The 24,384-nt window shown below is 45.4% G+C and carries 22 protein-coding genes; 21 read left to right on the top strand and 1 reads right to left on the bottom strand.

Going from position 1 to position 24,384, the window contains the following annotated elements; translation table 11 throughout:
* Positions 1-6 precede the first annotated feature (6 nt).
* The 13 genes from accC to spo0A all read left to right on the top strand — a co-directional run bounded on the left by accC (position 7) and on the right by spo0A (position 13,766).
* Complete coding sequence (gene accC, locus BLT53_RS09085; RefSeq protein ID WP_090234279.1) at positions 7-1,368, top strand: acetyl-CoA carboxylase biotin carboxylase subunit; 1,362 nt, start codon at positions 7-9, stop codon at positions 1,366-1,368.
* A 17-nt stretch (positions 1,369-1,385) separates the two neighbouring features.
* On the top strand, positions 1,386-1,793 hold the full coding sequence (locus BLT53_RS09080; protein ID WP_061970948.1) for an Asp23/Gls24 family envelope stress response protein: 408 nt from the start codon (positions 1,386-1,388) through the stop codon (positions 1,791-1,793).
* Positions 1,794-1,938: 145 nt separating this feature from the next.
* Entirely contained in the window at positions 1,939-2,334 is a 396-nt protein-coding gene (nusB, locus tag BLT53_RS09075) for a transcription antitermination factor NusB (protein ID WP_090234278.1), read from the top strand.
* Between the two features lie 12 nt (positions 2,335-2,346).
* Complete coding sequence (xseA, locus tag BLT53_RS09070) at positions 2,347-3,696, top strand: exodeoxyribonuclease VII large subunit (protein WP_090234276.1); 1,350 nt, start codon at positions 2,347-2,349, stop codon at positions 3,694-3,696.
* The gene (locus BLT53_RS09065) at positions 3,689-3,925 is read left to right on the top strand and encodes an exodeoxyribonuclease VII small subunit (protein WP_090234274.1); all 237 of its coding nucleotides are present in this window, start codon (positions 3,689-3,691) and stop codon (positions 3,923-3,925) included. The genes xseA and BLT53_RS09065 overlap by 8 nt, the downstream gene beginning before the upstream one ends.
* Positions 3,926-4,804: a polyprenyl synthetase family protein gene (locus BLT53_RS09060; RefSeq protein ID WP_090234273.1), complete on the top strand. Its 879-nt coding sequence runs from the start codon at positions 3,926-3,928 to the stop codon at positions 4,802-4,804. It abuts the gene before it with no gap.
* A gap of 729 nt (positions 4,805-5,533) precedes the next feature.
* A complete protein-coding gene (locus tag BLT53_RS09055) occupies positions 5,534-6,133 on the top strand; it encodes a hypothetical protein (protein WP_090234271.1) in 600 nt (199 codons plus the stop codon).
* A gap of 21 nt (positions 6,134-6,154) precedes the next feature.
* Positions 6,155-8,056, top strand: coding sequence for a 1-deoxy-D-xylulose-5-phosphate synthase (dxs, locus tag BLT53_RS09050; RefSeq protein WP_090234270.1), 1,902 nt, complete (start codon positions 6,155-6,157; stop codon positions 8,054-8,056).
* Positions 8,053-8,880 carry a TlyA family RNA methyltransferase gene (locus BLT53_RS09045; protein ID WP_090234269.1) on the top strand — a complete coding sequence of 276 codons (828 nt, stop codon included), beginning with the start codon at positions 8,053-8,055 and terminating at the stop codon, positions 8,878-8,880. Before dxs ends, BLT53_RS09045 begins: the two co-directional genes overlap by 4 nt.
* Positions 8,881-9,044: 164 nt before the next feature.
* Positions 9,045-9,494 (top strand): transcriptional regulator AhrC/ArgR, encoded by a 450-nt coding sequence (gene ahrC, locus BLT53_RS09040; protein WP_090234267.1) that lies wholly within the window; start codon positions 9,045-9,047, stop codon positions 9,492-9,494.
* Between the two features lie 52 nt (positions 9,495-9,546).
* On the top strand, positions 9,547-11,256 hold the full coding sequence (recN, locus tag BLT53_RS09035; RefSeq protein WP_090234265.1) for a DNA repair protein RecN: 1,710 nt from the start codon (positions 9,547-9,549) through the stop codon (positions 11,254-11,256).
* A 141-nt stretch (positions 11,257-11,397) separates the two neighbouring features.
* On the top strand, positions 11,398-12,699 hold the full coding sequence (gene spoIVB, locus BLT53_RS09030; RefSeq protein ID WP_090234264.1) for a SpoIVB peptidase: 1,302 nt from the start codon (positions 11,398-11,400) through the stop codon (positions 12,697-12,699).
* Positions 12,700-12,959: 260 nt separating this feature from the next.
* Positions 12,960-13,766: a sporulation transcription factor Spo0A gene (gene spo0A, locus BLT53_RS09025; RefSeq protein WP_090234262.1), complete on the top strand. Its 807-nt coding sequence runs from the start codon at positions 12,960-12,962 to the stop codon at positions 13,764-13,766.
* A gap of 94 nt (positions 13,767-13,860) precedes the next feature.
* Here the strand turns inward: spo0A and BLT53_RS09020 are convergent, their stop codons facing one another.
* Positions 13,861-14,097: a DUF2627 domain-containing protein gene (locus tag BLT53_RS09020; protein WP_090234261.1), complete on the bottom strand. Its 237-nt coding sequence runs from the start codon at positions 14,095-14,097 to the stop codon at positions 13,861-13,863.
* Positions 14,098-14,231: 134 nt separating this feature from the next.
* Between BLT53_RS09020 and BLT53_RS09015 the strand changes: the two genes are divergently transcribed.
* From BLT53_RS09015 to BLT53_RS08980, 8 genes are all read left to right on the top strand, one after another.
* Entirely contained in the window at positions 14,232-16,286 is a 2,055-nt protein-coding gene (locus BLT53_RS09015; RefSeq protein WP_090234259.1) for a sigma-54 interaction domain-containing protein, read from the top strand.
* Positions 16,287-16,424: 138 nt separating this feature from the next.
* Positions 16,425-17,330, top strand: a complete 906-nt coding sequence (gene yqiS / locus BLT53_RS09010) for a phosphate butyryltransferase (RefSeq protein ID WP_090234257.1) — start codon at positions 16,425-16,427, stop codon at positions 17,328-17,330.
* 11 nt (positions 17,331-17,341) lie between these two features.
* Entirely contained in the window at positions 17,342-18,442 is a 1,101-nt protein-coding gene (gene bcd, locus BLT53_RS09005; protein ID WP_090234255.1) for a branched-chain amino acid dehydrogenase, read from the top strand.
* Positions 18,443-18,468: 26 nt separating this feature from the next.
* Entirely contained in the window at positions 18,469-19,575 is a 1,107-nt protein-coding gene (gene buk / locus BLT53_RS09000; RefSeq protein WP_170834288.1) for a butyrate kinase, read from the top strand.
* A gap of 19 nt (positions 19,576-19,594) precedes the next feature.
* Positions 19,595-21,016 (top strand): dihydrolipoyl dehydrogenase, encoded by a 1,422-nt coding sequence (lpdA, locus tag BLT53_RS08995; protein WP_090234253.1) that lies wholly within the window; start codon positions 19,595-19,597, stop codon positions 21,014-21,016.
* Between the two features lie 19 nt (positions 21,017-21,035).
* Positions 21,036-22,028 carry a thiamine pyrophosphate-dependent dehydrogenase E1 component subunit alpha gene (locus BLT53_RS08990; protein ID WP_090234252.1) on the top strand — a complete coding sequence of 331 codons (993 nt, stop codon included), beginning with the start codon at positions 21,036-21,038 and terminating at the stop codon, positions 22,026-22,028.
* Between the two features lie 12 nt (positions 22,029-22,040).
* Complete coding sequence (locus BLT53_RS08985) at positions 22,041-23,024, top strand: alpha-ketoacid dehydrogenase subunit beta (protein WP_090234250.1); 984 nt, start codon at positions 22,041-22,043, stop codon at positions 23,022-23,024.
* Positions 23,025-23,050: 26 nt separating this feature from the next.
* Positions 23,051-24,379, top strand: coding sequence for a dihydrolipoamide acetyltransferase family protein (locus tag BLT53_RS08980; RefSeq protein WP_090234249.1), 1,329 nt, complete (start codon positions 23,051-23,053; stop codon positions 24,377-24,379).
* Positions 24,380-24,384: the final 5 nt, after the last annotated feature.

The following is a 24,384-nucleotide window of genomic DNA, read 5'->3' as shown; positions in this document are numbered from 1 at the left end:
TCTCCTATGATTAAAAAGCTGCTAATTGCCAACCGGGGAGAAATTGCTGTCCGGATCATCAGAGCATGTAAGGAATTGAATATCGAAACGGTTGCTGTCTATTCGGAAGCGGACAAAGATGCCCTTCACGTCCGCCTGGCCGATGAAGCGTATTGCATTGGTCCAAAGTCATCCAAGGACAGCTATCTGAACTTTACCAACATAATGAGCGCAGCAATGCTGACAGGAAGCGATGCGATTCATCCGGGCTACGGATTTTTGGCAGAGAACGCCGATTTCGCGGAAATATGCGCTGAGTGCAATGTGAAGTTTGTGGGACCGAGCGCTGATGCCATTAATAAGATGGGTATAAAAGATGTTGCCCGTGCGACGATGAAAGAAGCAGGTGTGCCGATTGTACCGGGTTCTGAAGGTATCATCTCCGGAAATGATGAAGCCATTGAACTTGCGGAAGAAATTGGGTATCCTGTAATTATAAAAGCAACCGCAGGCGGAGGCGGGAAAGGAATCCGTATTGCGAGAACAGAAGCCGAACTCGTGAAGGGAATCAATATCACCCAGCAGGAAGCGGCTACCGCATTTGGAAATCCGGGAGTTTATATTGAAAAATACATCGAGGATTTCCGCCATGTTGAGATCCAGGTGCTGGCAGATAACTATGGGAACGTGATCCACCTTGGAGAACGGGATTGCAGCATCCAGAGAAGACTGCAAAAGCTTCTTGAGGAAACACCATCACCGGCCATTTCTCCTGAAAAACGCCAAGAGATGGGGTCGGCCGCTGTTAAAGCTGCAGAGGCTGTTAACTATTCAGGTGCGGGTACCGTAGAATTTATTTTTGATCATAATACTGGTGATTTTTATTTCATGGAAATGAATACAAGGATCCAGGTGGAACATCCTGTTACAGAAATGGTAACAGGAATTGATCTCATCAAACAGCAAATTCGTGTCGCTTCCGGTGAACACTTAAGTGTTACACAGGAAGATATCGAGTTTCAGGGATGGTCGATTGAGTGCCGTATTAATGCGGAAAATCCGGATAAAAACTTTATGCCATCTGCAGGTAAAATCGAAATGTATCTTCCTCCCGGCGGTCTGGGTGTCCGGGTTGATTCTGCCGCCTACCCGGGGTATACCATACCTCCTTATTACGATTCCATGATTGCGAAAGTGATCACTTACGGAAACACAAGACAAGAAGCGATCGATCGCATGAAAAGGGCGTTGAATGAATTTGTCATTGAAGGCGTGCATACAACGATTCCGTTCCACTTGCGTCTACTAAACCACGCGACGTTTGTAAACGGCGACTTTAATACAAAGTTTTTAGAGATTCATGATTTGACGTCAAAGTCGGTCAATTAGGCATGGAGGTGTAATCAATGAGTGAGCTTACATTTGAAATGGAAGAACATCATTCAGAGCTTGGAAGGGTGGAAATTTCACCTGAAGTGATTGAAGTGATTGCAAGCATTGCAGCCTCGGATGTTGAAGGTGTTGCATCCATGAGAGGGAACTTTGCAACCGGTGTAGCGGAACGTTTCGGCAAGAAGTCCCACAGCAAGGGCGTGAAAGTGGAGCTTGGTGAAGAAGGAATCGCCATCAGTGTTTATGTAATCATGAACTATGGGGTTTCCATTCCGGAAGTGGCTCAGAATATTCAGGATCATATCCGGCAGGGATTGAAGAATATGACAGCCCTTGAAGCCAGTGAAATAAACATTTTTGTTGTTGGCGTTCAATTTGACACAGCCAAGGAAAAGACGCTGGAAGCACCTGAAGCATATTGAGGAAGGGGATTCTTATATCCCCTTTATTTTTTTGAGAAAAATGAGTTGTATTGTGCAGTAAATCTGGAACCTGCGTTGTTAACCTTTTACTACATGTGATATGATTTCATTTATATTAATGTACGAAGCAGAAAGGACGTAAAAGATGAAACGTAGACTGGCAAGAGAAAAGGCATTTCAGTCTTTATTTCAAATCGAAGTGAGTGATATTGAACCGGAAGCGGCAATTAAGCATGTTCTGGAAGAAGGAGAACGAGAGGATGAATTCCTTCACAATCTTGTCTATGGGACAATAGAACACAAAAAGGAAATCGACGAACTGATTTCCAGCCATCTTGAGAACTGGAGTTTCTCACGCTTGGCTAATGTGGAAAAAGCAGTATTGCGTCTCGCTGTTTACGAAATGCAGTTTCTTGATGATATTCCGGTTAATGTCTCCATGAATGAAGCGATTGAACTTGCAAAGGTCTTCGGTGGAGAAGAGTCAGGGCGTTTTGTTAATGGCGTGCTCGTCAAAGTCGTACAGCATTTTTCAAAATAAGGAGACATTTCTGTGCAAAATGACCGTTATGTAACGATAAGTTCGGTTACCCGTTACATTAAGCGGGTATTTGAAGAAGACCAAAATCTCAATAATGTCTGGGTCCGCGGGGAACTGTCCAATGTGAAACGACATAGCCGCGGTCATTTGTATTTTACGCTGAAAGATGAACACAGCAGAGTGAATGCGGTCATGTTTGCCGGCAATAACCGTTTTCTTTCTTTCCAGCCCGAAAACGGGATGAAGGTTTTGATTCAGGGGGAAATTTCAGTTTATGAACCCCAGGGACAGTATCAGCTATATGCCCGGTCGATGAAGAAGGATGGTGTGGGGAACCTTTTTCTTGCCTATGAAGAACTGAAAAGGAAGCTGGAAGAAGAGGGTCTGTTTGATGATGCCATCAAAAAAGAAATTCCTTCTTTTCCTTCGGAAATAGGTGTTATTACTTCGCCGACCGGTGCTGCGGTAAGGGACATTATCACCACCATTAAAAGGAGATTTCCCGTCACTAAGGTGACGGTATACCCCGTTTTGGTCCAGGGAGCAGGTGCGGCTGCTTCTATCGCCGCAGCGATTGAAAAAGCGAATGCCGGCTCAGCGCATGTACTTATTGTGGGGCGCGGGGGAGGTTCAATCGAAGAGCTGTGGGCCTTTAATGAGGAAGTAGTAGCCCGGGCAATTCACCGGTCAGTGATTCCCGTTATTTCGGCGGTCGGCCATGAGACCGACTTTACGATCGCCGACTTTGTCGCGGATTTGCGGGCTCCAACACCCACTGCGGCGGCGGAATTAGCGGTGCCCCATATGGATGAACTCCAGGACAGGCTCAGGCAGCGGACGACGAGGCTCAAGCGCGCGATGGGTGATCAGATTGCCCAATACCGCAAGCAGCTGTCGCGGCTGCAGAAATCGTATGCTTTCCGCTATCCGGATCAGCTGATTAAGCAAAAAGAGATTGAACTGGACCGGGTAATGGAAGCGATGACCCGGGAAGTCCACCGGAATATTGATCTGCAAAAGAACAAAGTCAATCAGCGTCAAAAACAGCTTTCTTATTTTTCACCAGCGGATCAGATTCAGAAATGGAAAGAAAGGCAGTCAAGGCTGGGAAGGTCACTTTCACGCTCGATGCTGCAGCAAATAAAAAGCAGCCAGACAGGTTTCCAGGGGAAGCTGTCGCGTTTGAACGCACTTAGCCCGCTAGCTGTTATGGAGCGGGGCTACAGTCTTGTCTATACAGAAGAAGAACAACTTGTGAAAAATGTGGGACAAGTCCAGCCTGGAGATAAAGTGACCGTAAGGCTTCAGGATGGAAAACTGGATTGCCAGGTATGGGGATTGGAGGAGAAAAACAATGGCTGAACAAAAAAGTATTACGTTTGAAGCAGCAATGGAACAGCTGGAGCAAATTGTCGAGCGTCTGGAAGAAGGGGACGTTCCATTGGAAGAAAGCATCGATTTGTTTCAACAGGGGATGGCTTTATCGAAGGTCTGCCATTCCAAATTGCAGAACATTGAAAAGAAAATGGATACAATCATGAAAGATAATGGGGAGTCCGAGCCTTTTCTTGTTCAGGACGATGAAAAATAGATGAAGATACAAGATTACCTGAAAGACAAAAAACATTTGATTGATGAATACCTTCCTTCTTATCTAAAGCATAAAGCCATTCCTGCCAACCTGAAGGAAGCGATGCTTTACTCGCTTGAAGCTGGAGGAAAGCGGCTTCGACCGATTTTAACACTCTCCGTGCTAGAAGCCTTCGGACAGCGAGCTGAAGTGGGGTTGGAGGCGGCGTGTGCGTTGGAAATGGTTCATACGTATTCCTTAATTCATGATGATCTCCCTTCTATGGATGATGATGATTTTCGAAGGGGAAAACCCACAAATCATAAAATGTTCGGAGAAGCGACAGCCATTCTTGCAGGAGATGCACTTTTGACCATGAGCTTTCAGGTAATTGCCCAAAGCAGCACGTATAGCTCCGGCCAAAAAGTAGCCCTTCTTTCCTTATTGGCTGAAGCAGCCGGAGCTGAAGGAATGGTGGCCGGTCAGACCGTGGACATGGAATCGGAAAACAAGAAACTTACACTCGGCGAGCTCCAGTCCATACATGAAAGAAAAACGGGTCGTCTTCTAGAGGTGTCCGTCCTCTTTGGCGCGATTTTGGCCAATGCCTCCGAACAGGATTTGTCACATCTCAGGGCGTTCAGCCGGCATCTTGGTATAGCGTTTCAGATTCAGGACGATATCCTCGATGTGATGGGGGACTCAGAGCTGATGGGAAAACCTGCTGGAAGTGACGAGCACAATATGAAAAGTACGTACCCCAAGCTGCTCACACTCGACGGTGCTAAAGAACAACTTACCAGCCAACTTGCACTCTCTAAAGAAAATCTAAGAAAAGCGAATGTAGAACCAGTCATACTTGAAGGCATAGCAGATTATATTGTAAGTAGAAACCATTAAGGTTTTGGGCTTATTGTTGGCTGTCCGATTTTATGGTATGATAAGAAATATTTTGGAGTGGTGCAGTATTCTAGTCAGTCTCCCATTCCTGAAGGCGGGCCTAAAAATCCGCCAAAGGGCACATCGATGAAGTTCCTGGTGCCGGCTTGAGGCGCCCAGCCTTGGGTTGACGCTGGGAGTTAAGGTCGCAGGGCGATCCACAATGGCATGTGGGCGATGACCCTGCTTCCGCGGAGGCCCCCATCTTTGCGGCTTGTGTGTTAATACCTTGCTGTGAAATGGGGTTTGAACCTGTTTTTGTTCTGCTTAACCTTTGAGCGGAAACATGCAGCGTAGCCTGCCTTGAGTGGAGTTTGAGGGGATTATGGACATGGAAACGGGTGAAGGTTGGCCGCCGGAACTTTGTTTATGCCATATGAAATCATCTCTGCAAAAGAGGCTAGGGAAATGGGGAAGGGCTGTTGAGGAAAACTCCTAGACTGTTCCATCGACATTCAAAAAGGATTATAGTGCGGACTAAGTGGCAATCCAGTCTAACGCCAGGCGACTGCGTTAAGGAGGAAGTAAAGGGAAACTGCGAATTTGGCGACAATTTCGTTTCCTCTTGGGAAAACCTACTGGACCTAAGCCGCAGCGTTTACTTTTTGAATGACCACTCCTCATACATAATTCAAATGAGGCCTTACGCCTGGTTAAGCGTAAGGCATTCATTTTATCCGGGAGTCTTTTATGAAGCATACATTTCATAAATCGATAAAATGGAGTACAGGCATTGCCGTTATCACCCTCGTGTTAGCGGCAATTTTTTCAGTGACTTCCACCTTGATGCTAAGTGGTGTATCATGGGGCATGGGTATGGTGATTGTGTTAATTATTGTTCTTATAGGTGTGTTATTTGATATTATTGGAGTAGCTTCCACAGCAGCCAACGAAGTGCCTTTTCATGCCATGGCTTCAGAAAAAGTTCCGGGTTCCCGGCACGCGATCCTAATCACCCGGAATGCGGACAGGGTTTCCAACTTTTGCAATGATGTCATCGGTGATATTTCGGGGATTATCAGTGGCACCGCATCTGCTGCCGTAATCATTGAATTGACAATGACGCTTGGGCATGGGGAGGGAACATTATTTGAACGTACCATCTCCATTTTATTTACAGGAATTATTGCGGCCTTAACTGTTGGAGGCAAGGCGTTCGGCAAGTCATATGCCATCCATCATGCGACAGCCATTATTTTTCAAGTGGGCCGTTTATTATATTTTTTTGAGGAAAAATTAAAGATTAGATTATTTGGTACTTCTTCTAAGAGAGGAAAGAGAAGGAACTAAATTGGAAAGTGAGGATTTTCCATGAAACTGGAAGAGATTCAAAACCCTCAGTTCTTAAAGAATTATGATCAAGAACAGCTTAAAAAACTTGCGCTTGAGATTCGCCAGTTTTTAATCAGCAAATTATCCGTAACCGGCGGGCATCTCGGGGCAAACCTGGGGGTCGTTGAGCTGACTCTTGCTCTTCATAAAATTTTTGACAGCCCAAAGGACAAGTTTATCTGGGACGTTGGCCATCAAGCGTATATCCACAAAATTCTGACCGGAAGAACCGGTCAGTTTGATACGCTGCGCCAATATAAAGGGCTTTGCGGTTTTCCGAAACGCATTGAAAGTGAGCATGATGTCTGGGAAACCGGCCATAGCTCCACATCGCTTTCTGCTGCGATGGGCATGGCGGTTGCGCGGGACCTGAAAGGAACCGATGAAAAGGTCGTTGCCATCATCGGGGACGGTGCGTTAACAGGAGGCATGGCCCTTGAAGCCTTGAATCACATCGGTCATGAAAAGAAAGACCTGATCGTGGTTTTGAATGACAATGAAATGTCCATAGCGCCAAATGTCGGTGCGCTTCACAGTGTGCTCGGCCGTATGAGAACCGCCAAGAAATACAATAAGGCCAAGGATGAACTCGAATCACTGATCCGCAAAATTCCGGCCTTTGGCGGGAAGCTCGCAGCTACGGCCGAACGTGTGAAGGACAGCTTGAAATACATGCTCGTTTCCGGCATGTTTTTTGAAGAACTTGGCTACACCTATCTTGGACCAGTAGACGGGCATGATCTGGAAGATCTGGAGGAGAACCTCCGTTATGCTAAAAAGACAGAGGGACCTGTGATTGTTCATGTTCTGACCAAAAAGGGCAAAGGCTACAAGCCGGCCGAACAGGATATCATTGACCACTGGCACGGTGTAGGGCCATACAAGATTGAATCTGGCGAGAAAATTAAGGCAAAACAAGCAGGTCCTTCTTACAGCAGGCTCGTAAGCGATACACTTTGCACGCTTTCTGAAACCGACGAGCGCATTGTAGTTATAACACCAGCCATGATTTTAGGTTCACAGCTGCAGGGATATGCAGAAAAATTCCCTGACCGCCTCTTTGATGTCGGAATTGCGGAACAGCATGCCATGACCATGGCAGCGGGGCTTGCCACGCAAAACATGAAGCCAGTGCTTTCGATTTATTCCACGTTCCTTCAGCGGGCTTATGATCAGCTTGTGCATGACGTAGCCAGACAAAATTTGAATGTTATTCTCACAATTGACCGCGCCGGGCTTGTGGGTGCCGATGGAGAAACCCATCAGGGTGTCTTTGATATTGCCTTTATGCGCCATGTGCCGAATATGGTCATTGCGATGGGGAAAGACGAGAATGAACTTCAGCACCTCGTCAATACTGCTGTAAGATACGATGATGGGCCAATCGCTATTCGTTATCCGAGAGGAAACGGTATAGGCATCGAAATGGATCCTGATTTGGAAGAAATTCCGATTGGCAGCTGGGAAGTGCTAAAAGAAGGCAGTGATGCTGTCATTCTAACCTTTGGAACAACTATTCCTATGGCTATGGAAGCATGGGAGATTCTTGCTAAACAAGGAATTTCAGTGAGAGTCGTAAATGCAAGGTTTATTAAACCATTTGATCATGAGATGATGTTAGAAATTCTGCAGGAAGGTCTTCCGATTCTTACAATTGAGGAAGCGGTACTGCAGGGAGGCTTTGGAAGCTCTGTACTGGAGTATGCCAACGACCATCAATTCCATTCAACCATCGTGGACAGAATGGGAATTCCAGATTGCTTTATTGAACACGGCAGTGTGACAAAGCTTCTCGAAGAAATCGGAATGACGACTGAGGCTGTAGTTGAACGTACTAAAAAAATGGTTTCCACTAAAAGGAAAAAGGGTTTGTATACATGAAGAAGGAACGAATCGACGTTTTGCTCGTAGAGCGTGGATTAAGCGAGACAAGAGAAAAAGCGAAACGTTCTATCATGGCCGGATTGGTTTATTCCGGCAGTGAACGATTAGACAAACCTGGTGTAAAGATCGATGTGGATGCCCCTCTGTCGGTAAAGGGAAATGTTATTCCCTATGTCAGCAGAGGAGGACTGAAGCTCGAGAAGGCCATTAAAGTTTTTGATCTTGATTTGAAGGGTCTTACAGTGCTCGATATTGGTGCTTCAACCGGTGGATTTACAGATTGTGCCCTGCAAAACGGTGCTGAATTTGTATATGCCCTGGATGTAGGCTATAACCAGCTCGCCTGGAAGATTCGCCAGGACGACCGGGTAGCTGTCATGGAACGAACGAACTTTAGATATGTAAAGCCTGAGGATCTGGAACAGGGGCTTCCGGATTTTGCAACCATTGATGTTTCTTTCATTTCGTTACGGTTGATTCTCCCCGTCCTGAAAACCATCATCAAGCCTGGCGGCAGCGTCATCGCTCTGATTAAACCGCAGTTCGAAGCGGGCAGAGAGGACGTTGGGAAAAAGGGTATTGTCCGGGATCCTGCTGTTCATCGGCGTGTTATCGAGGAGATTATCCAGTTTTCTCAAAATGAAGGGTATAGCGTCAGCGATCTTTCCTACTCCCCTATCACTGGCGGCGAAGGAAACATCGAATTTCTGGTCCATCTTAAAGCAAAAGAAGTGGACGGTGCACCATCTTTAACCAAAGAGATTTCACGCGTCGTGGAAGAAGCACACCAACAGTTTAAAAAAGCAGACGACGGCAAATAATGCACACAACCCGTATTACAAACATGTGATACGGGTTTTTTTTCTAAAATATCGGTTAAAGGGTAGGAAAGCTGTAAAGAATGTACAAGTCAGTGACAATATTATAAGATAAGAGCAGATACTTAAGAATATGAGCAGATTTGTTCGTAAATGAGGTGAAAGATGTGAATAAAGGCCAACGTCATATTAAAATAAGGGAAATCATTACACATAAAGAAATTGAAACACAAGATGACCTGGTCGAGGAGCTTCGCAATGCTCATTTTAATGTGACGCAGGCAACGGTCTCCCGTGATATCAAAGAACTGCATCTCGTAAAGGTACCTTTGTCCGATGGAAGGTATAAATACAGCCTCCCGGCTGACCAAAGGTTCAATCCGCTTCAAAAGCTGAGAAGAACGTTAATCGACAGCTTTGTGAGCATTGATCAGGCTGACCATCTGATTGTTATGAAGACGCTTCCCGGGAATGCAAATGCCATCGGTGCGCTCATTGACAAATTGGACTGGGAGGACATTATGGGAACGATTTGTGGAGATGACACAATCCTCGTAATTTGCCGTTCAAAGGATGTTTCTCCAGATGTTTCGCAACGGTTTTTGGACATGCTGTAGAGACCCGGCGCCAGTTGAGCGCAAAAAGCATATAAGGTAAGGTGTGATAGTATTGCTGGCAGAATTAAGCATCCGCAATTTTGCGATTATAGAGGCATTAACCATTTCATTTAATAAAGGATTAACGGTTTTAACGGGTGAAACAGGTGCAGGTAAATCCATTATTATTGACGCTATCGGTTTGCTTATAGGAGGAAGAGGGTCTTCTGAATTCGTGCGCTATGGCACGGCCAAAGCGGAAATCGAAGGTTTATTTTTGGTCGATGCTCCGCATCCTGTCTATGCGAAGGCGGAAGAGTTGGGAATAGACATTCCCGACGGCATGGTTGTTTTAAAAAGAGACATTATGGAGTCGGGAAAAAGTGTGTGCCGAATCAATGGCAAGCTTGTCACGCTTACGCTGCTCAAAGATATTGGACAATCGCTGGTGGATATCCATGGACAGCATGAAACCCAATACCTCATGCAGCCAGAGATGCATTTATCGCTTTTGGACAGCTTTGGCGGCGAAGCAATGGAGCAAATGATCGCCCAGTATCAGACGGTCTATACAGACTATAAGGCTCTTCATAAGCAGTTGAGGAATTTGACTGAAAATGAACAGCAGATAAATCAGCGGCTGGATTTAATCCAATACCAGCTGGAGGAGATCAATAGTGCTGAACTTGTTGCGAATGAAGATGATGAGCTTCAGGAAGAGAAGCTGAAGCTCGGGAATTACGAGAAGCTATTCAACAGTCTTCAGGATTCATATGAATCCCTGTACGGAGAAAACAAAGGGATCGAGAACGTATCTGTCGCATTAAGCCATTTGCAAAATGTGGCCGATCTGGATGATGAACTGAACAAGCTTCAGGAAAATGTCGCCAATCACTTTTATGCGCTCGAAGAAGCAGCTTTTACCATTCGCAATTACTTTGAAACGATGGAATTTGATCCGGCCAGGCTGGATTTTATTGAAACAAGGTTAAATGAGATCAGCAAGCTGAAAAGAAAATACGGCAATAGTGTAAATGAGATCCTGGATTATGCCGCTAAAATTGAAAAAGAACTGGACATGCTCCAGAACAAAGATGGTAATATCGAAAGCCTTCGCCAAGAGCTGCAGAAAAAAGAAAAGCAGCTCTATAAAAACGCAATGAAGTTAAGTAAAAAACGAAGAAAACTTGCAGAAAGCCTGATCGCAGATATTCACCAGGAGCTTAAAGCACTCTATATGGAAAAAACGGTGTTTGACATAAGGATTTCCTCTTTAGCCGAGGAAGATGCAGTGCGTGAACAGGATTTTGGAAAGTATGGAAGCGACCATGCAGAGTTTTTCATTTCAACGAATCCTGGTGAACCATTAAAGCCGCTTGCCAAAGTGGCATCGGGCGGGGAGCTTTCCCGGGTCATTCTTGCATTAAAGTCCATTTTTTCAGAGCATCAGGGCATTACAGCTATTATTTTTGACGAAGTGGATACCGGTGTCAGCGGAAGAGTCGCACAGGCAATTGCTGAAAAAATCTTCAGGGTATCCGAGGGTTCTCAGGTCCTGTGCATTACGCATTTGCCGCAGGTGGCTGCCATGGCGGATACCCATCTGCATATATCAAAAGAAACCACCAACAAGCGCACCACAACTCATGTTGTGTCACTGGAAACGAGCCAAAAGGTCAACGAAATTGGCCGGATGATATCAGGTGTGGAAATTACCGAATTGACGAAACAGCATGCAAGGGAGCTTCTTGACCTGGCAAATGAAATAAAAAAAACCTCATAGCCCTCTTTTGTTATACGTATGTAAAGCTATCCATTTCAGGATAGCTTTTTCTTTTTATGCGGTTATAATCTTACAGTTCTAAGGCAAAATTAGTAGTACAGCCATGTTGGAGGTGTGGGTAAGGAGCGAGGAGAGTGAAAGATGGTTAAAGATAAAATAAGGCGGATTTTTGGTGTGATTCTCCTTGGATGCCTGGTGGGAATCGGTTTTTTAAAGCCGGTTCAGGACTATGTTGTTCTTCCTTCAACCATAAAGGTATTCAACGGTCAGGAACGTTCAGTTCCTCACCTCCCTGCTGGAACTGAAGTTGTTTCATCCGATAAAAACGAAGCGATTTTCTCGGTCGGAAAATCAAAAGGCCAGCACTCATTTTCTGTTCATGCAGTAGAGGATGGTGATTCTGTGGTCACAGTTGAAGCAGGAGGCTTTCCGTTAAAGAAAATTGGGGTAAACGCATTGCCGGAGCTGCGGGTTGTGCCCGGGGGGCAATCCATCGGGGTTAAATTAAATACGCTGGGTGTATTGGTCGTAGGCCATCATCTTGTGAACACGAAAAAAGGACAAAAATCACCAGGTGAAATCGCAAACATTGAAGTTGGTGATATTATTACCAAGATTAACGGAAAAAGTATTTCCAGGATGGGCGATGTGGCTCCTTTCGTAAAACAAGCGGGGAAGACAGGGAGCAAGCTGGATGTAACGCTGATACGGAACAAAAAAACGTATCACAGACAGCTGCAGCCTCTTCAGGATAAGCATGATTTATCCTATCGCATTGGCTTGTACATCAGAGATTCAGCAGCAGGCGTGGGCACTCTGACATTTTTCCATCCGGATTCACAAAAATACGGAGCTCTCGGCCATGTGATCTCAGATATGGATACGAAGCAGCCGATTGTCGTCAATAAAGGAGAAATACTCCGGTCAACAGTAACAAGCATTGAAAAGGGAAGCAACGGACATCCAGGTGAAAAGCTCGCACGGTTCACTGATGAAAACGAAAGCATTGGAAGCATCTCCAGAAACAGTCCATTTGGGATCTTCGGAAGGCTTAGTGAAGGGTTATCAAATGGACATTGGGACAAACCATTACCTGTCGCGCTTTCAGATGAGGTAAAGGAAGGTCCAGCTAAGATTCTTACGGTGGTGAATGGCACCAAAGTTCAAGCCTTTCAGGTAGAAGTGGTCAGTTCAATTCCTCAGAAATTTCCAGCTACAAAAGGAATGGTCATTAAAATAACAGATCCAAGGCTGCTTAAAGCAACCGGCGGAATTGTACAGGGGATGAGCGGAAGCCCGATCATTCAAAACGGCAAATTAATTGGAGCCGTTACTCATGTATTTGTCAATGATCCCACTTCAGGATATGGTGTCCACATTGAATGGATGCTTGATGAAGCCGGGATTGATATATATGGAACACAAAAGCAGAAGGCGAGTTAATCCGCCTCTGCTTTTTTATGTTCGTTTTATCGGAAGGCACATAGACTTTTTTATGAATATTTTGTACAATAGTGAGTATAAAGAAAATTCGACAAGCGTGGTTATAAAATCAAAAGGGTGTCGAAAACCGGAGATAAATGAAGAGAAAATGTGCTATTTTAACCAAAATTAATAATTTGAGAAAAAATAAAGGGAAAACAGGTTTTTTGTGGAAATATTATAGTGTAAAAGAAGAAAATGTTGGATAGGGAGGAATATCCGTGCAAAAAATAAAAGTTTGTTTGGCTGATGATAATCGCGAACTAATCAGTTTGCTTAAAGAGTATTTAGCAAACCAGGATGATATGGAAGTTATTGGGGTGGCCTATAATGGGCAGGAATGCTTAAATGTTCTCGAAAATAAACAGCCAGATGTTCTCGTTTTGGACATCATCATGCCACATCTTGATGGTCTGGCCGTTCTTGAGAGGATCCGTTCAAGTGAACATCTCCCACAGCCTAATGTTATTATGCTGACGGCTTTTGGCCAGGAAGATGTGACAAAAAAGGCAGTGGAGCTGGGAGCATCCTACTTCATTCTGAAACCGTTTGATATGGATAATCTTTCAAGCCAGATTCGCCAAATTTGTGGATCCGATCACTCGTTTGTCCAGCGTCCAGCGTCTGCCCGTTCATCGGCATCGGTTAACTCTTCCAAGCCGCCACGGAATCTCGATGCGAGCATTACAAGTATCATTCACGAAATTGGCGTGCCTGCACATATTAAAGGTTATATGTATCTCCGCGAGGCGATTTCCATGGTTTACAACGACATTGAACTGCTCGGATCCATTACAAAAGTTCTTTATCCTGACATCGCCAAAAAATTCAACACCACCAGCAGCCGGGTGGAACGAGCCATACGGCATGCGATTGAAGTCGCTTGGAGCCGGGGCAACATTGACAGCATTTCATCGTTGTTTGGTTATACCGTTTCCATGTCCAAAGCCAAACCAACCAACTCTGAATTTATTGCGATGGTTGCGGATAAGCTGAGAATCGAGCATAAATCAGGGATGACCGTATAATCCAAAAGGTAAGCCTAATCCAGTATTCCTTCCCTATCTAATATAATTATACAGACCATATTAAATAGTCCGCTGAAGAATAATCTTCAGCGGACTATTTGCGTTGAAAACGGCTTTGAACCTTGTTTCGCTTCCGGTCCCGATAAAAAATGAAGCCTCCGACGAACGAAAGGCAAGCTGCAAAAAGAACCATTCCGGCGAGAAACTGAAACCATAGGGCGAAAAATCCATGATGCAAAATGCCAAACAGGACATCTCTCATCAATTTTACACCAATCACTCCGGCTACTCCTGGAATGACCATAACCAACAGAGCGATATAACGCTGCATAACGTCCTCTCCTTTTCCATCCTCATTGTACTTTAGATTGGCAGGGTTGTACACGAAAAAACAGATATTGCAAACCTTTTCATAAACCAGTATGATGAAAGTATGAAAATAATTGCAAAGTGAAGGAGTTACCTATGCAAAAAGCTGTCATTTATGGGGCAGGAGAGCATTTTGAATCCTTGGTGCAGTTACTTGCATCTTCCCATGTGCTGCAACTTTGTTCGATTGTTGCAAGATCCACAGAAGAATTGAGCAGCCTGGCAGACCAGTATGATATTCCAATCATAGAGACGCTTTCCGAAGCAGCAGATTCGGATGTTGAACTGGTGATTGATTTTTCCGGCCGGCTGGATCATCACGAGACAAAAAATATTTTTAAAAAGAACGTCAGTGTTGTAACATCCTCCACCGCATGGAAGTTTTTTCACTCCTTGTCCGGAGGCGAAGGATCCATTCCTTCTTACCGTAATAAACTTCATAAAATCAACACCATTCTGGATTCGACGCATGATGGAATGATTGCGATCAATGATAAGTTTAACGTCACACTTTTTAATAAAAGTGCCGCAAAAATGACGGGGCAGGATCAAGAAGGAGTAATAGGCAAACCGGTAAAGGATGTCATTCCCTCGAGCCAGCTGCCGCGCGTCATGATCGAGGGAAAGGAAGAAATCAATCAGGAACAAATATTGGATAACGGCACCAAGATCATTACCACCCGCATTCCGATTATCGATGAATATGGAAATAAAATGGGTGCTTTTGCCGTGTTTAAGGATATCACGGAAATGATCAACATGGCTGAGGAGGTTACCAATTTAAAAAGCATTCAATCCATGCTTCATGCGATTATTCAATCATCAGAAGAAGCCATTTCTGTGGTAGATGAAGAAGGTAAGGGAATCATGATCAACCCTGCGTATACAAAACTCACGGGCCTGAAATCCGATCAGGTGATTGGAAAACCTGCAACCATAGATATATCTGAAGGGGAAAGCATACATATGCAGGTATTGAAAACCCGGAAACCGGTGAGAGGCGCCCGTTTGAAGGTGGGGCCGCAAAAAAGGGACGTTGTGGTGAATGTTGCACCCATTATTGTTGACGGTGTGCTAAAAGGCAGTGTGGGTGTCATTCACGACGTTTCGGAGATTAAATCTCTAACGGAGGAATTAAGCCGTGCCCGCCAGATTATCCGGACTTTGGAAGCGAAATATACTTTTGAAGACATAAAAGGCGAATCCGAGGAAATGACATTTGCGGTGGAACAGGCAAGACTTGCTGCTTCCACACCTGCCACTGTTTTGCTCAGGGGAGAATCCGGTACGGGAAAAGAGCTTTTTGCTCATGCCATCCATAACGGAAGCAACAGAAAATACAACAAATTTATAAGAGTCAACTGTGCTGCTATTTCTGAATCGTTGCTTGAAAGCGAGCTGTTTGGATATGAGGAAGGCGCGTTTTCCGGAGCGGTCCGCGGTGGAAAACGAGGCTTGTTTGAAGAAGCGAACGGAGGAAGTATCTTTTTAGATGAAATCGGGGAGCTGGCACCGGCCATGCAGGCGAAACTGCTTCGGGTTCTTCAGGAAAAAGAGATCCGGAGAGTAGGCGGCACCAAGTCCATATCCATTAATGTAAGGGTTATTGCAGCGACAAACATTAACCTTGAAAGAAAGATAGCGGATGGTGCCTTTCGCGAGGATTTGTACTACCGGCTGAATCGCATGCCGATTTATATTCCGCCACTTAGAGCACGCAAACAGGACATCCGGATGCTGGCAGAGCATCTGATCAAAAAGCTTAATCAGGATTATGGAAAAAATATTGAAGAAATAACAAAGCAGGCAGAAGAAATACTAAAACAGTATGAGTGGCCCGGCAACGTGAGGGAACTTGAGAATGTTTTAGGAAGAGCCATGATTCATATGGAACCGCATGAACAAAAAATAAGCGGCGTTCATATTGATCTGCCGGTACAAATCAAACTAGAAGATTCACACAAAAGAATAATTTCGCTAAATGACATCGAATCACTATCCGTGCAAATGGATAAAGTGGAAAAAAGGATATTATCTGACACGCTGGCGGAAGTTGATGGGAATAAAACAAAGTGTGCAAAAGTTCTTGGTATATCGCTCCGAAATTTGTATTACAAACTTGAGAAATATGGAATTCAAACGGAAGACTGAAGTTTGTTGCATGCAAAAAAATTCATAGTGTGCAATACTATTCATGGATAAATGAAACTCAAACCATATACAGCAACAATTATTTTTTGGCACGGTTCTTGCAATATAAAAGCAGGGCGGCGTAAAGGAGGCTGAACATTGGAACTAGAACATCTGCTGAACTCCATAACTGCAGAAAATAAGAAAACAGTTGCTGTTGCTGCTGCAGAAGACGAAGAAGTTATCAAATCCGTCAAACAGGCCTACGAACGGGGAATCGCATCCTTTATCCTCGTTGGGAATGCTGAAAAAATAAACTTTTTGCTGCAACAGTATAATCTCGGGGATGCATCGGACCTGCAGATCATTGAAGCAAATTCTGGTCAGGCAGCATTGGAAGCGGTCAAACGAGTGAGCAGCGGACAAGCAGACATTCTGATGAAGGGGATGATCCCCACTTCGGATTTGCTGAAAGCTGTCCTGAATAAAGAGGCTGGTCTTCGGACGGGTAAAATATTATCTCATGTGGCCGCGTTTGAGGTTCCTGGTTATGACCGTCTGGTTTTTGTGACCGATTCAGGCATGAACATCAATCCTGATTTGCAGCAAAAAGCACAAATCATTGAAAATGCAGCTCTGATTGCCAAAGGAATTGGAGTAAGAATGCCGAAAGTAGCAGTTCTCGCAGCGGTTGAAACGATAAATCCTTCCATGCAGGCAACGCTTGATGCAAGTGCGTTGACCGTAATGAACAAACGGGGCCAAATTTCTCACTGCATCGTTGAAGGACCGCTTGCGCTGGATAATGCCATATCAACTGAAGCAGCAGAGCATAAGGGTATTTCAGGTGAAGTGGCAGGCAAGGCGGATATCCTGCTTGTCCCGGCCATTGAAACGGGCAATGCCCTGTACAAATCGCTCATTTATTTTTCCGGGGCAAAAGTGGGGGCAGTCATTGCAGGCGCCCGTGCACCCATCGTGCTAACCTCAAGAGCTGACAGTGCAGAAAGTAAATTATTCTCCATCGCGCTTGCGGTGAAGACATTACAACATAAAAACACCTAGGAGGAATTATAATGGAAATTTTTAAATACATGGAAACGTACGATTATGAGCAAATGGTGATTTGCCAGGATAAACAATCAGGATTAAAAGCGATTATCGTGATTCACGATACAACGCTTGGGCCGGCCCTTGGCGGAACAAGAATGTGGACGTACAAATCAGAGGAGGACGCACTGGAAGATGCGCTTCGTCTTGCAAGAGGAATGACCTATAAGAATGCCGCAGCCGGCCTGAATTTGGGTGGCGGAAAAACGGTTATCATCGGAGATCCAAAAAAAGATAAAAACGAAGAAATGTTCCGCGCATTTGGCCGCTATATCCAAGGATTGAATGGCCGTTACATTACTGCAGAAGATGTAGGTACAACTGTTGAGGACATGGATATCATTTATCAGGAAACCCCTTTTGTAACAGGCGTTTCTCCGGCATTTGGCTCTTCTGGAAACCCTTCACCTGTTACCGCTTATGGCGTATACCGCGGAATGAAGGCTGCAGCGAACGAAGCATTTGGAACAGATTCTTTGGAAGGCAAAGTCATTGCAGTGCAGGGTGTGGGACACGTTGCTTATAACCTTTGCCGCCACCTGCATGAAGAAGGTGCTCATCTGATTGTAACAGATATTAATAAAGAAGCGGTTGACCGTGTTGTGGGTGAGTTCGGTGCAAAAGCCGTTGATCCTGACGAAATTTACGGAGTGGAATGTGATATTTTTGCACCTTGTGCACTTGGAGCCATTATCAATGATCAAACCATCGGCCAACTTAAAGCGAAGGTGATTGCTGGTGCGGCAAACAATCAGCTGCGTGAAACACGCCACGGGGATGCGATCCATGAAATGGGGATTGTCTATGCACCCGATTACGTGATCAATGCCGGAGGTGTAATTAACGTAGCTGATGAGTTGAACGGTTACAACCGGGACCGTGCAATGAAAAAAGTGGAAACCATCTATGACAACATTGCCAAAGTTATCGAAATCTCAAAGCGCGACCATATACCGACTTATCTGGCAGCGGACCGTCTGGCCGAAGAACGCATTGAGAGAATGCGCAATTCAAGAAGCCAGTTTCTTCTCAATGAACGTCATATTTTGTCCAGCAGAACTCGTTAATCGCGGTTTGTGAATTGGAGGTTTATATGGTGCCTTTGAAAGAACATCGTCTGCTTGTCATAAATCCGGGATCAACCTCTACCAAAATCGGGATTTTCGACAATGAACGTGCCGTATTTGAAAAAACAATACGCCATGACAGCGATTGTCTTGCTTCATTTGAACAAATTATTGACCAGTATACTTTTCGTAAACAAACGATACTGGAAACTCTTGATCATGAAGGGATCAATATTTCCAGACTGAATGCGGTGGTTGGGCGAGGCGGGCTGCTTCGGCCGATTGAAGGCGGCACCTATCATGTGAATGATGCTATGCTTGCGGATCTGAGGAAGGGATACGCAGGCGAGCATGCCTCCAATCTGGGCGGCATTCTTGCCTTTGAGATCGCTTCAGGACTAAATATCCCTGCCTTTATTGTTGACCCTGTGGTTGTCGATGAGCTTCAGCCAGTCGCAAGGATTTCGGGAATCCCGGATATTGAGCGTAAAAGTATTTTCCATGCTTTAAACCAAAAAGCCGTGGCCAGAAGAGTTTCTGCACAGCTTGGACGTTCCTACCATGATCTGAATTTAATTGTTACGCATATGGGTGGCGGCATTACTGTTGGTGCCCATATGCGGGGCAAAGTCATCGATGTAAATAACGGCCTTCACGGTGAAGGTCCTTTTTCACCGGAACGTGCAGGAACGGTTCCGATCGGGGATTTGGTAGAGCTGTGCTTCTCGGGGGAATACTATGCAGATGAACTAATGAAAAAACTCGTGGGACAGGGCGGACTGGTCGGCTATCTGGGAACCAATGATGCGGTAAAAGTAGAAGAAATGATTGCAGGCGGGAATGAACAGGCCAAATTGATCTATGATGCAATGGCTTACCAGGTGGCGAAAGAAATAGGAGCTCAAAGCACAGTTCTTGGCGGGAAAGTGGACGCCATTATTATTACCGGGGGTCTTGCTTACGGCAAAGAATTTGTGAAAAAAATTACTGAACGTGTAGAATGGATAGCGGATGTCATTGTACAGCCCGGAGAAAATGAACTTCAGGCACTCGCTGAAGGAGGACTTCGTGTTCTGAGACGCGAGGAACAAGCCAAAGAATACGGCACAACTGGTGTATTAAGTCCAAACTAACGATACAAAGGAGAACTGTATGGCAACTGATTTTGATCTAGTCATCCTTGGAGGCGGGACAGGCGGCTATGTGGCTGCCATTCGCGCCGCTCAGCTCGGGAAAAAAGTAGCAGTGGTAGAAAAAGGGCTGCTTGGCGGTACCTGTCTTCATAAAGGATGCATTCCAAGCAAAGCCCTGCTGAGAAGTGCCGAAGTGTATTCTACTTCAAAGAAAGCAGCAGAATACGGTGTATCCATTGAAGGTGTTACCCTGGATTTTATGAAAGTTCAGGAGCGTAAACAAAAAATTGTGGATCAGCTTCATAACGGTGTGAAACATCTGATGAAAAAAGGAAAAATTGAAGTGTATGAAGGCATAGGACGCATTTTGGGTCCTTCCATTTTTTCTCCGATGCCGGGAACCGTTTCGGTTGAATTTAACAACGGTGATGAAAACGAGATGCTGATTCCGCAAAATGTTATCATTGCGACCGGATCTAGGCCGCGGAGCCTTCCGGGTCTGGATCTTGACGGAACACATGTCATGTCCTCGGATGATGCACTTAATATGGAAAAGCTTCCAGCAAGCATCCTTATTATTGGGGGAGGCGTCATAGGAATTGAATGGGCTTCAATGCTGAATGATTTTGGCGTGGAGGTTACGGTGGTGGAGTACGCAGACCGCATTCTTCCTACTGAAGACGAGGAAATTTCCAAAGAAGCTGCGCGCATTTTGAAGAAAAAAGGAATTGAACTGGTTACGGGCGCCAAGGTTCTGCCTGAAACACTGAAAAGAGAAGGCGGCCTGCAAATTGAAGCTGAACATAAAAATGGTCAGAAAACCTTCAGTGCCGAAAAAATTCTTGTTTCTGTCGGACGGCAGGCCAATGTGGAAGGAATTGGCCTTGAGAACACCAGCATCAAGGTGGAAAAAGGCTTCATTGAAACGAATGAATATTATCAAACCGCAGAAAGCCATATTTATGCGATTGGTGATGTAATCGGCGGCCTCCAGCTGGCCCATGTGGCTTCGCACGAAGGAATGATTGCTGTTGAGCATCTCGCCAATGAGAAGCCTCACAAGCTGGACTATTCCATGGTTTCAAAATGCATCTACTCTAATCCTGAAATGGCCAGTGTTGGATATACTGAAAAAGAAGCCAGGGAAAAAGGATTCAGTGTCAAGATTGGGAAGTTTCCGTTCAAAGCCATCGGTAAGGCGCTTGTCTACGGTGAGTCGGATGGTTTTGTCAAGCTGGTTGTGGATGAAAAGACTGATGATTTGCTCGGCGTCCATATGATCGGCCCTCATGTCACTGATATGATCTCAGAAGCGGGGCTTGCAAGGGTGCTTGATGCCACACCTTGGGAGGTTGCCCAAACCGTTCATCCTCACCCTACGCTGTCCGAAGTACTTGGAGAAGCGGCGTTGGCTGTAGATGGAAAGGCAATTCATTTCTAAAAACAGGAGGGAAGCTATCATGGGTGAAAACCGACATGAAAGATTGGGATTAACGGACGAAAATGTCCTTGAAATGTATAAAACGATGCTCTTGGCAAGAAAAATCGACGAACGCATGTGGCTGCTCAACCGAGCGGGTAAAATTCCGTTCGTTATTTCCTGCCAGGGTCAGGAAGCTGCCCAAGTGGGAGCAGCAATGGCGCTTGACCGTGAAAAAGATTATGTACTTCCTTATTATCGCGACATGGGTGTGGTTCTTTGGTTTGGCATGACGGCCAGAGACCTTATGCTTTCCGGTTTTGCCAAAGCTGAAGATCCGAGCAGCGGCGGCCGGCAGATGCCCGGGCATTTTGGCGGAAAGAAGTACCACATTGTTACAGGGTCGTCCCCGGTAACGACTCAGGTACCTCATGCGGTTGGAATGGCGCTTGGCGGTAAACTGGAAGGAAAAGACCTTGTCACCTTTACAACCTTTGGTGAGGGATCATCCAATCAGGGAGACTTTCACGAGGGTATTAACTTTGCGAGTGTACATAAGCTTCCAGTTATCTTTATGTGCGAAAACAACAAGTATGCGATTTCTGTTCCAATTCAAAAACAGCTTGCTTGCGAAAATGTGTCCGACCGGGCCGTCGGTTATGGAATTCCTGGGGTAACTGTGGATGGAAATGATCCCCTGGCCGTGTATGAAGCCGTAAAGGCTGCTGCAGACCGGGGCCGCCGCGGGGAGGGACCAACGTTGATCGAAGCTGTATCTTACCGGCTGACTCCTCACTCCAGTGATGATGATGACCGGGCATACCGCACAAGAGAAGAAGTGGAAGAAGCAAAGGCAAAGGATTCGATCTTTACCTTCACTAAATATTTAAAAGAAGCTGGCGTTCTTTCCGATGAATACGAAAAACAGTGTCATGAAGAAATTGCAGCCATTATTGATGAAGCAACTGACTATGCAGAAGCAGCGCCTTATGCAGATCCTGAATCTGCCATGCGCCATGTTTTTGCAGAGTAGGGGGGAGAAGTTATGCCGATTATTTCTTATATCGATGCCGTAACACAGGCCATCCGCGAAGAGATGCAGCGTGATAATAAAGTATTTGTTGTTGGAGAAGATGTTGGTGTGCGCGGAGGCGTATTCCGTGCCACCGCCGGGCTAATTGAAGAATTTGGCGAGGATCGCGTGATAGATGCGCCACTTGCCGAATCCGCGATTGCAGGAGTAGGAATAGGAGCTGCCATGTACGGAATGCGGCCGATTGCAGAAATGCAGTTTGCTGATTTTATCATGCCTGCTGTGAACCAGATTGTTTCGGAGGCAGCAAAAATCAGATACCGGTCCAACAATGACTGGACATGTCCCATCACCATTCGTGCTCCCTATGGCGGAGGCGTGCATGGAGCCCTTTATCATTCTCAATCCGTAGAGGCCTTATTTGCAAATGTTCCTGGTTTGAAAATTGTTATGCCTTCTACACCATACGATGTAAAGGGTCTCCTTAAATCTGCTATCCGTGATGGGGATCCCGTTCTTTTCTTTGAACATAAAAGAGCATACCGATTGATTAAAGGAGAAGTGCCAGAGCAAGAATATACACTGCCGATCGGAAAAGCGGATGTAAAGCGTGAAGGCGAGGATATCACTGTTATTACATATGGATTATGTGTACATTTTGCACTACAAGCTGCCGAAAAACTGGAAAAAGACGGTATCTCAGCACATGTCCTTGATTTGCGTACTGTATATCCGCTGGATAAGGAAGCAATCATTGAGGCGGCTTCCAAAACAGGGAAGGTATTGCTCGTTACGGAAGACAATAAAGAAGGAAGCATTATGAGCGAAGTAGCAGCTATTATTGGGGAGCACTGTTTGTTTGAGCTTGATGCGCCAATCAAACGGCTTGCGGGGCCGGACGTGCCGGCGATGCCTTATGCGCCAACAATGGAAAAATACTTCATGATGAACCCTGAAAAGGTAGAAACAGCAATGAGGGAACTTGCTGAATATTAAGCAACAGCGCCAAGGAGGATGAACACATGGCTACCGAAAAAATTGTAATGCCCCAGCTCGGGGAGAGCGTAACAGAAGGTACCATCAGCAAATGGCTTGTCCAGCCAGGCGATCAAGTGAAAAAGTATGACCCGCTGGCTGAAGTAATGACTGATAAAGTGAATGCCGAAGTTCCATCTTCTTTTACAGGAACCATTAAAGAATTGGTTGCACAGGAAGGAGAAACTTTGGCAGTAGGCGAGCTGATCTGTTATATCGATACAGAAGGCGGAAATGCCGAGACTGAACCGAAAGAGGAAAAAGCTGCACCTGTTCAACAAGAGATTATCCAACCAGAAAAGGGTGCGGACGCGGAGGAAAAAATCCGTCCGAAACGAGAAAAATCAGGAAGCCGTTTTTCTCCCGCAGTGCTCCGTCTCGCGGGAGAACATAACATTGACTTAAACCAGGTGGAAGGGACAGGAATGGGCGGGCGCATTACCCGCAAAGATCTGTTGAAACTGATTGAAACAGGATCAATTCCATCACCTGGGGCGGCTCCGGCAGTTGAAGCACCAATTCAGGAAGCGGCAAATGTGAAGGCTCCTGAAGCACAAACACCTGCTCCTCAACAGCAGGCTCCTAAATCAGCACCATCTGTTGAAAGTCTGCCTGGTGATATTGAAATTCCGGTCACAGGCGTCAGAAAAGCGATTGCGGCCAATATGGTGAGAAGCAAGCATGAAGCACCGCATGCCTGGACGATGGTAGAAGTGGACGTCACAAATCTGGTTGAATACCGCAACAGTGTAAAGAACGAGTTCCAATCAAAAGAAGGATACAATCTCACCTTCCTTCCATTCTTTATCAAGGCTGTAGTAGAGTCCCTTAAAGATTACCCTCAATTGAATTCCATGTGGGCAGGGGATAAGATCATCCAGAAAAAAGACATAAACATCTCCATTGCTGTAGCAACTGACACAGCTCTTTATGTTCCGGTTATTAAGAATGCGGATGAAAAAAGCATTAAAGGCGTTGCCCGGGAAGTCAAAGAATTGGCAGAGAAGGTCCGCAGCAACCGGTTGGGTGCTGATGACATGAAGAGCGGAACCTTTACGGTGAATAACACAGGTTCCTTCGGTTCGGTCATGTCTACACCAATTATTAATTATCCTCAGGCTGCGATTCTTTCAGTAGAATCGATCGTGAAACGCCCTGTGGTCATGAACAACGGAATGATCGCAGTTCGGGACATGGTGAATCTTTGCCTGTCACTCGATCACCGTGTACTTGACGGTTTAGTGTGCGGCAGATTCCTCGCCTCCGTCAAAAAACGGCTGGAGAGCATTTCAGCGGACAATACAACGATTTATTAAAATAA

The organism is Fictibacillus solisalsi, assembly GCF_900103485.1.
Taxonomy (GTDB): domain Bacteria; phylum Bacillota; class Bacilli; order Bacillales; family Fictibacillaceae; genus Fictibacillus_C; species Fictibacillus_C solisalsi.
Note: the sequence above shows the minus strand (reverse complement) of the source record. Positions and strands in the feature narration are given on the sequence as shown.

Excerpts from the sequence above, each read along its gene's own strand:
- BLT53_RS08990 (WP_090234252.1), top strand. The coding sequence starts at position 21,036 with ATGGGTGAAAACCGACATGAAAGATTGGGATTAACGGACGAAAATGTC.
- bcd (WP_090234255.1), top strand. The coding sequence starts at position 17,342 with ATGGAAATTTTTAAATACATGGAAACGTACGATTATGAGCAAATGGTG.
- BLT53_RS09045 (WP_090234269.1), top strand. The coding sequence starts at position 8,053 with ATGAAGAAGGAACGAATCGACGTTTTGCTCGTAGAGCGTGGATTAAGC.
- BLT53_RS08985 (WP_090234250.1), top strand. The coding sequence starts at position 22,041 with ATGCCGATTATTTCTTATATCGATGCCGTAACACAGGCCATCCGCGAA.
- spoIVB (WP_090234264.1), top strand. The coding sequence starts at position 11,398 with ATGGTTAAAGATAAAATAAGGCGGATTTTTGGTGTGATTCTCCTTGGA.
- BLT53_RS08980 (WP_090234249.1), top strand. The coding sequence starts at position 23,051 with ATGGCTACCGAAAAAATTGTAATGCCCCAGCTCGGGGAGAGCGTAACA.
- dxs (WP_090234270.1), top strand. The coding sequence starts at position 6,155 with ATGAAACTGGAAGAGATTCAAAACCCTCAGTTCTTAAAGAATTATGAT.
- BLT53_RS09020 (WP_090234261.1), bottom strand. The coding sequence starts at position 14,097 with ATGCAGCGTTATATCGCTCTGTTGGTTATGGTCATTCCAGGAGTAGCC.
- BLT53_RS09015 (WP_090234259.1), top strand. The coding sequence starts at position 14,232 with ATGCAAAAAGCTGTCATTTATGGGGCAGGAGAGCATTTTGAATCCTTG.
- nusB (WP_090234278.1), top strand. The coding sequence starts at position 1,939 with ATGAAACGTAGACTGGCAAGAGAAAAGGCATTTCAGTCTTTATTTCAA.
- buk (WP_170834288.1), top strand. The coding sequence starts at position 18,469 with ATGGTGCCTTTGAAAGAACATCGTCTGCTTGTCATAAATCCGGGATCA.
- accC (WP_090234279.1), top strand. The coding sequence starts at position 7 with ATGATTAAAAAGCTGCTAATTGCCAACCGGGGAGAAATTGCTGTCCGG.
- BLT53_RS09060 (WP_090234273.1), top strand. The coding sequence starts at position 3,926 with ATGAAGATACAAGATTACCTGAAAGACAAAAAACATTTGATTGATGAA.
- BLT53_RS09055 (WP_090234271.1), top strand. The coding sequence starts at position 5,534 with ATGAAGCATACATTTCATAAATCGATAAAATGGAGTACAGGCATTGCC.
- lpdA (WP_090234253.1), top strand. The coding sequence starts at position 19,595 with ATGGCAACTGATTTTGATCTAGTCATCCTTGGAGGCGGGACAGGCGGC.
- BLT53_RS09080 (WP_061970948.1), top strand. The coding sequence starts at position 1,386 with ATGAGTGAGCTTACATTTGAAATGGAAGAACATCATTCAGAGCTTGGA.
- BLT53_RS09065 (WP_090234274.1), top strand. The coding sequence starts at position 3,689 with ATGGCTGAACAAAAAAGTATTACGTTTGAAGCAGCAATGGAACAGCTG.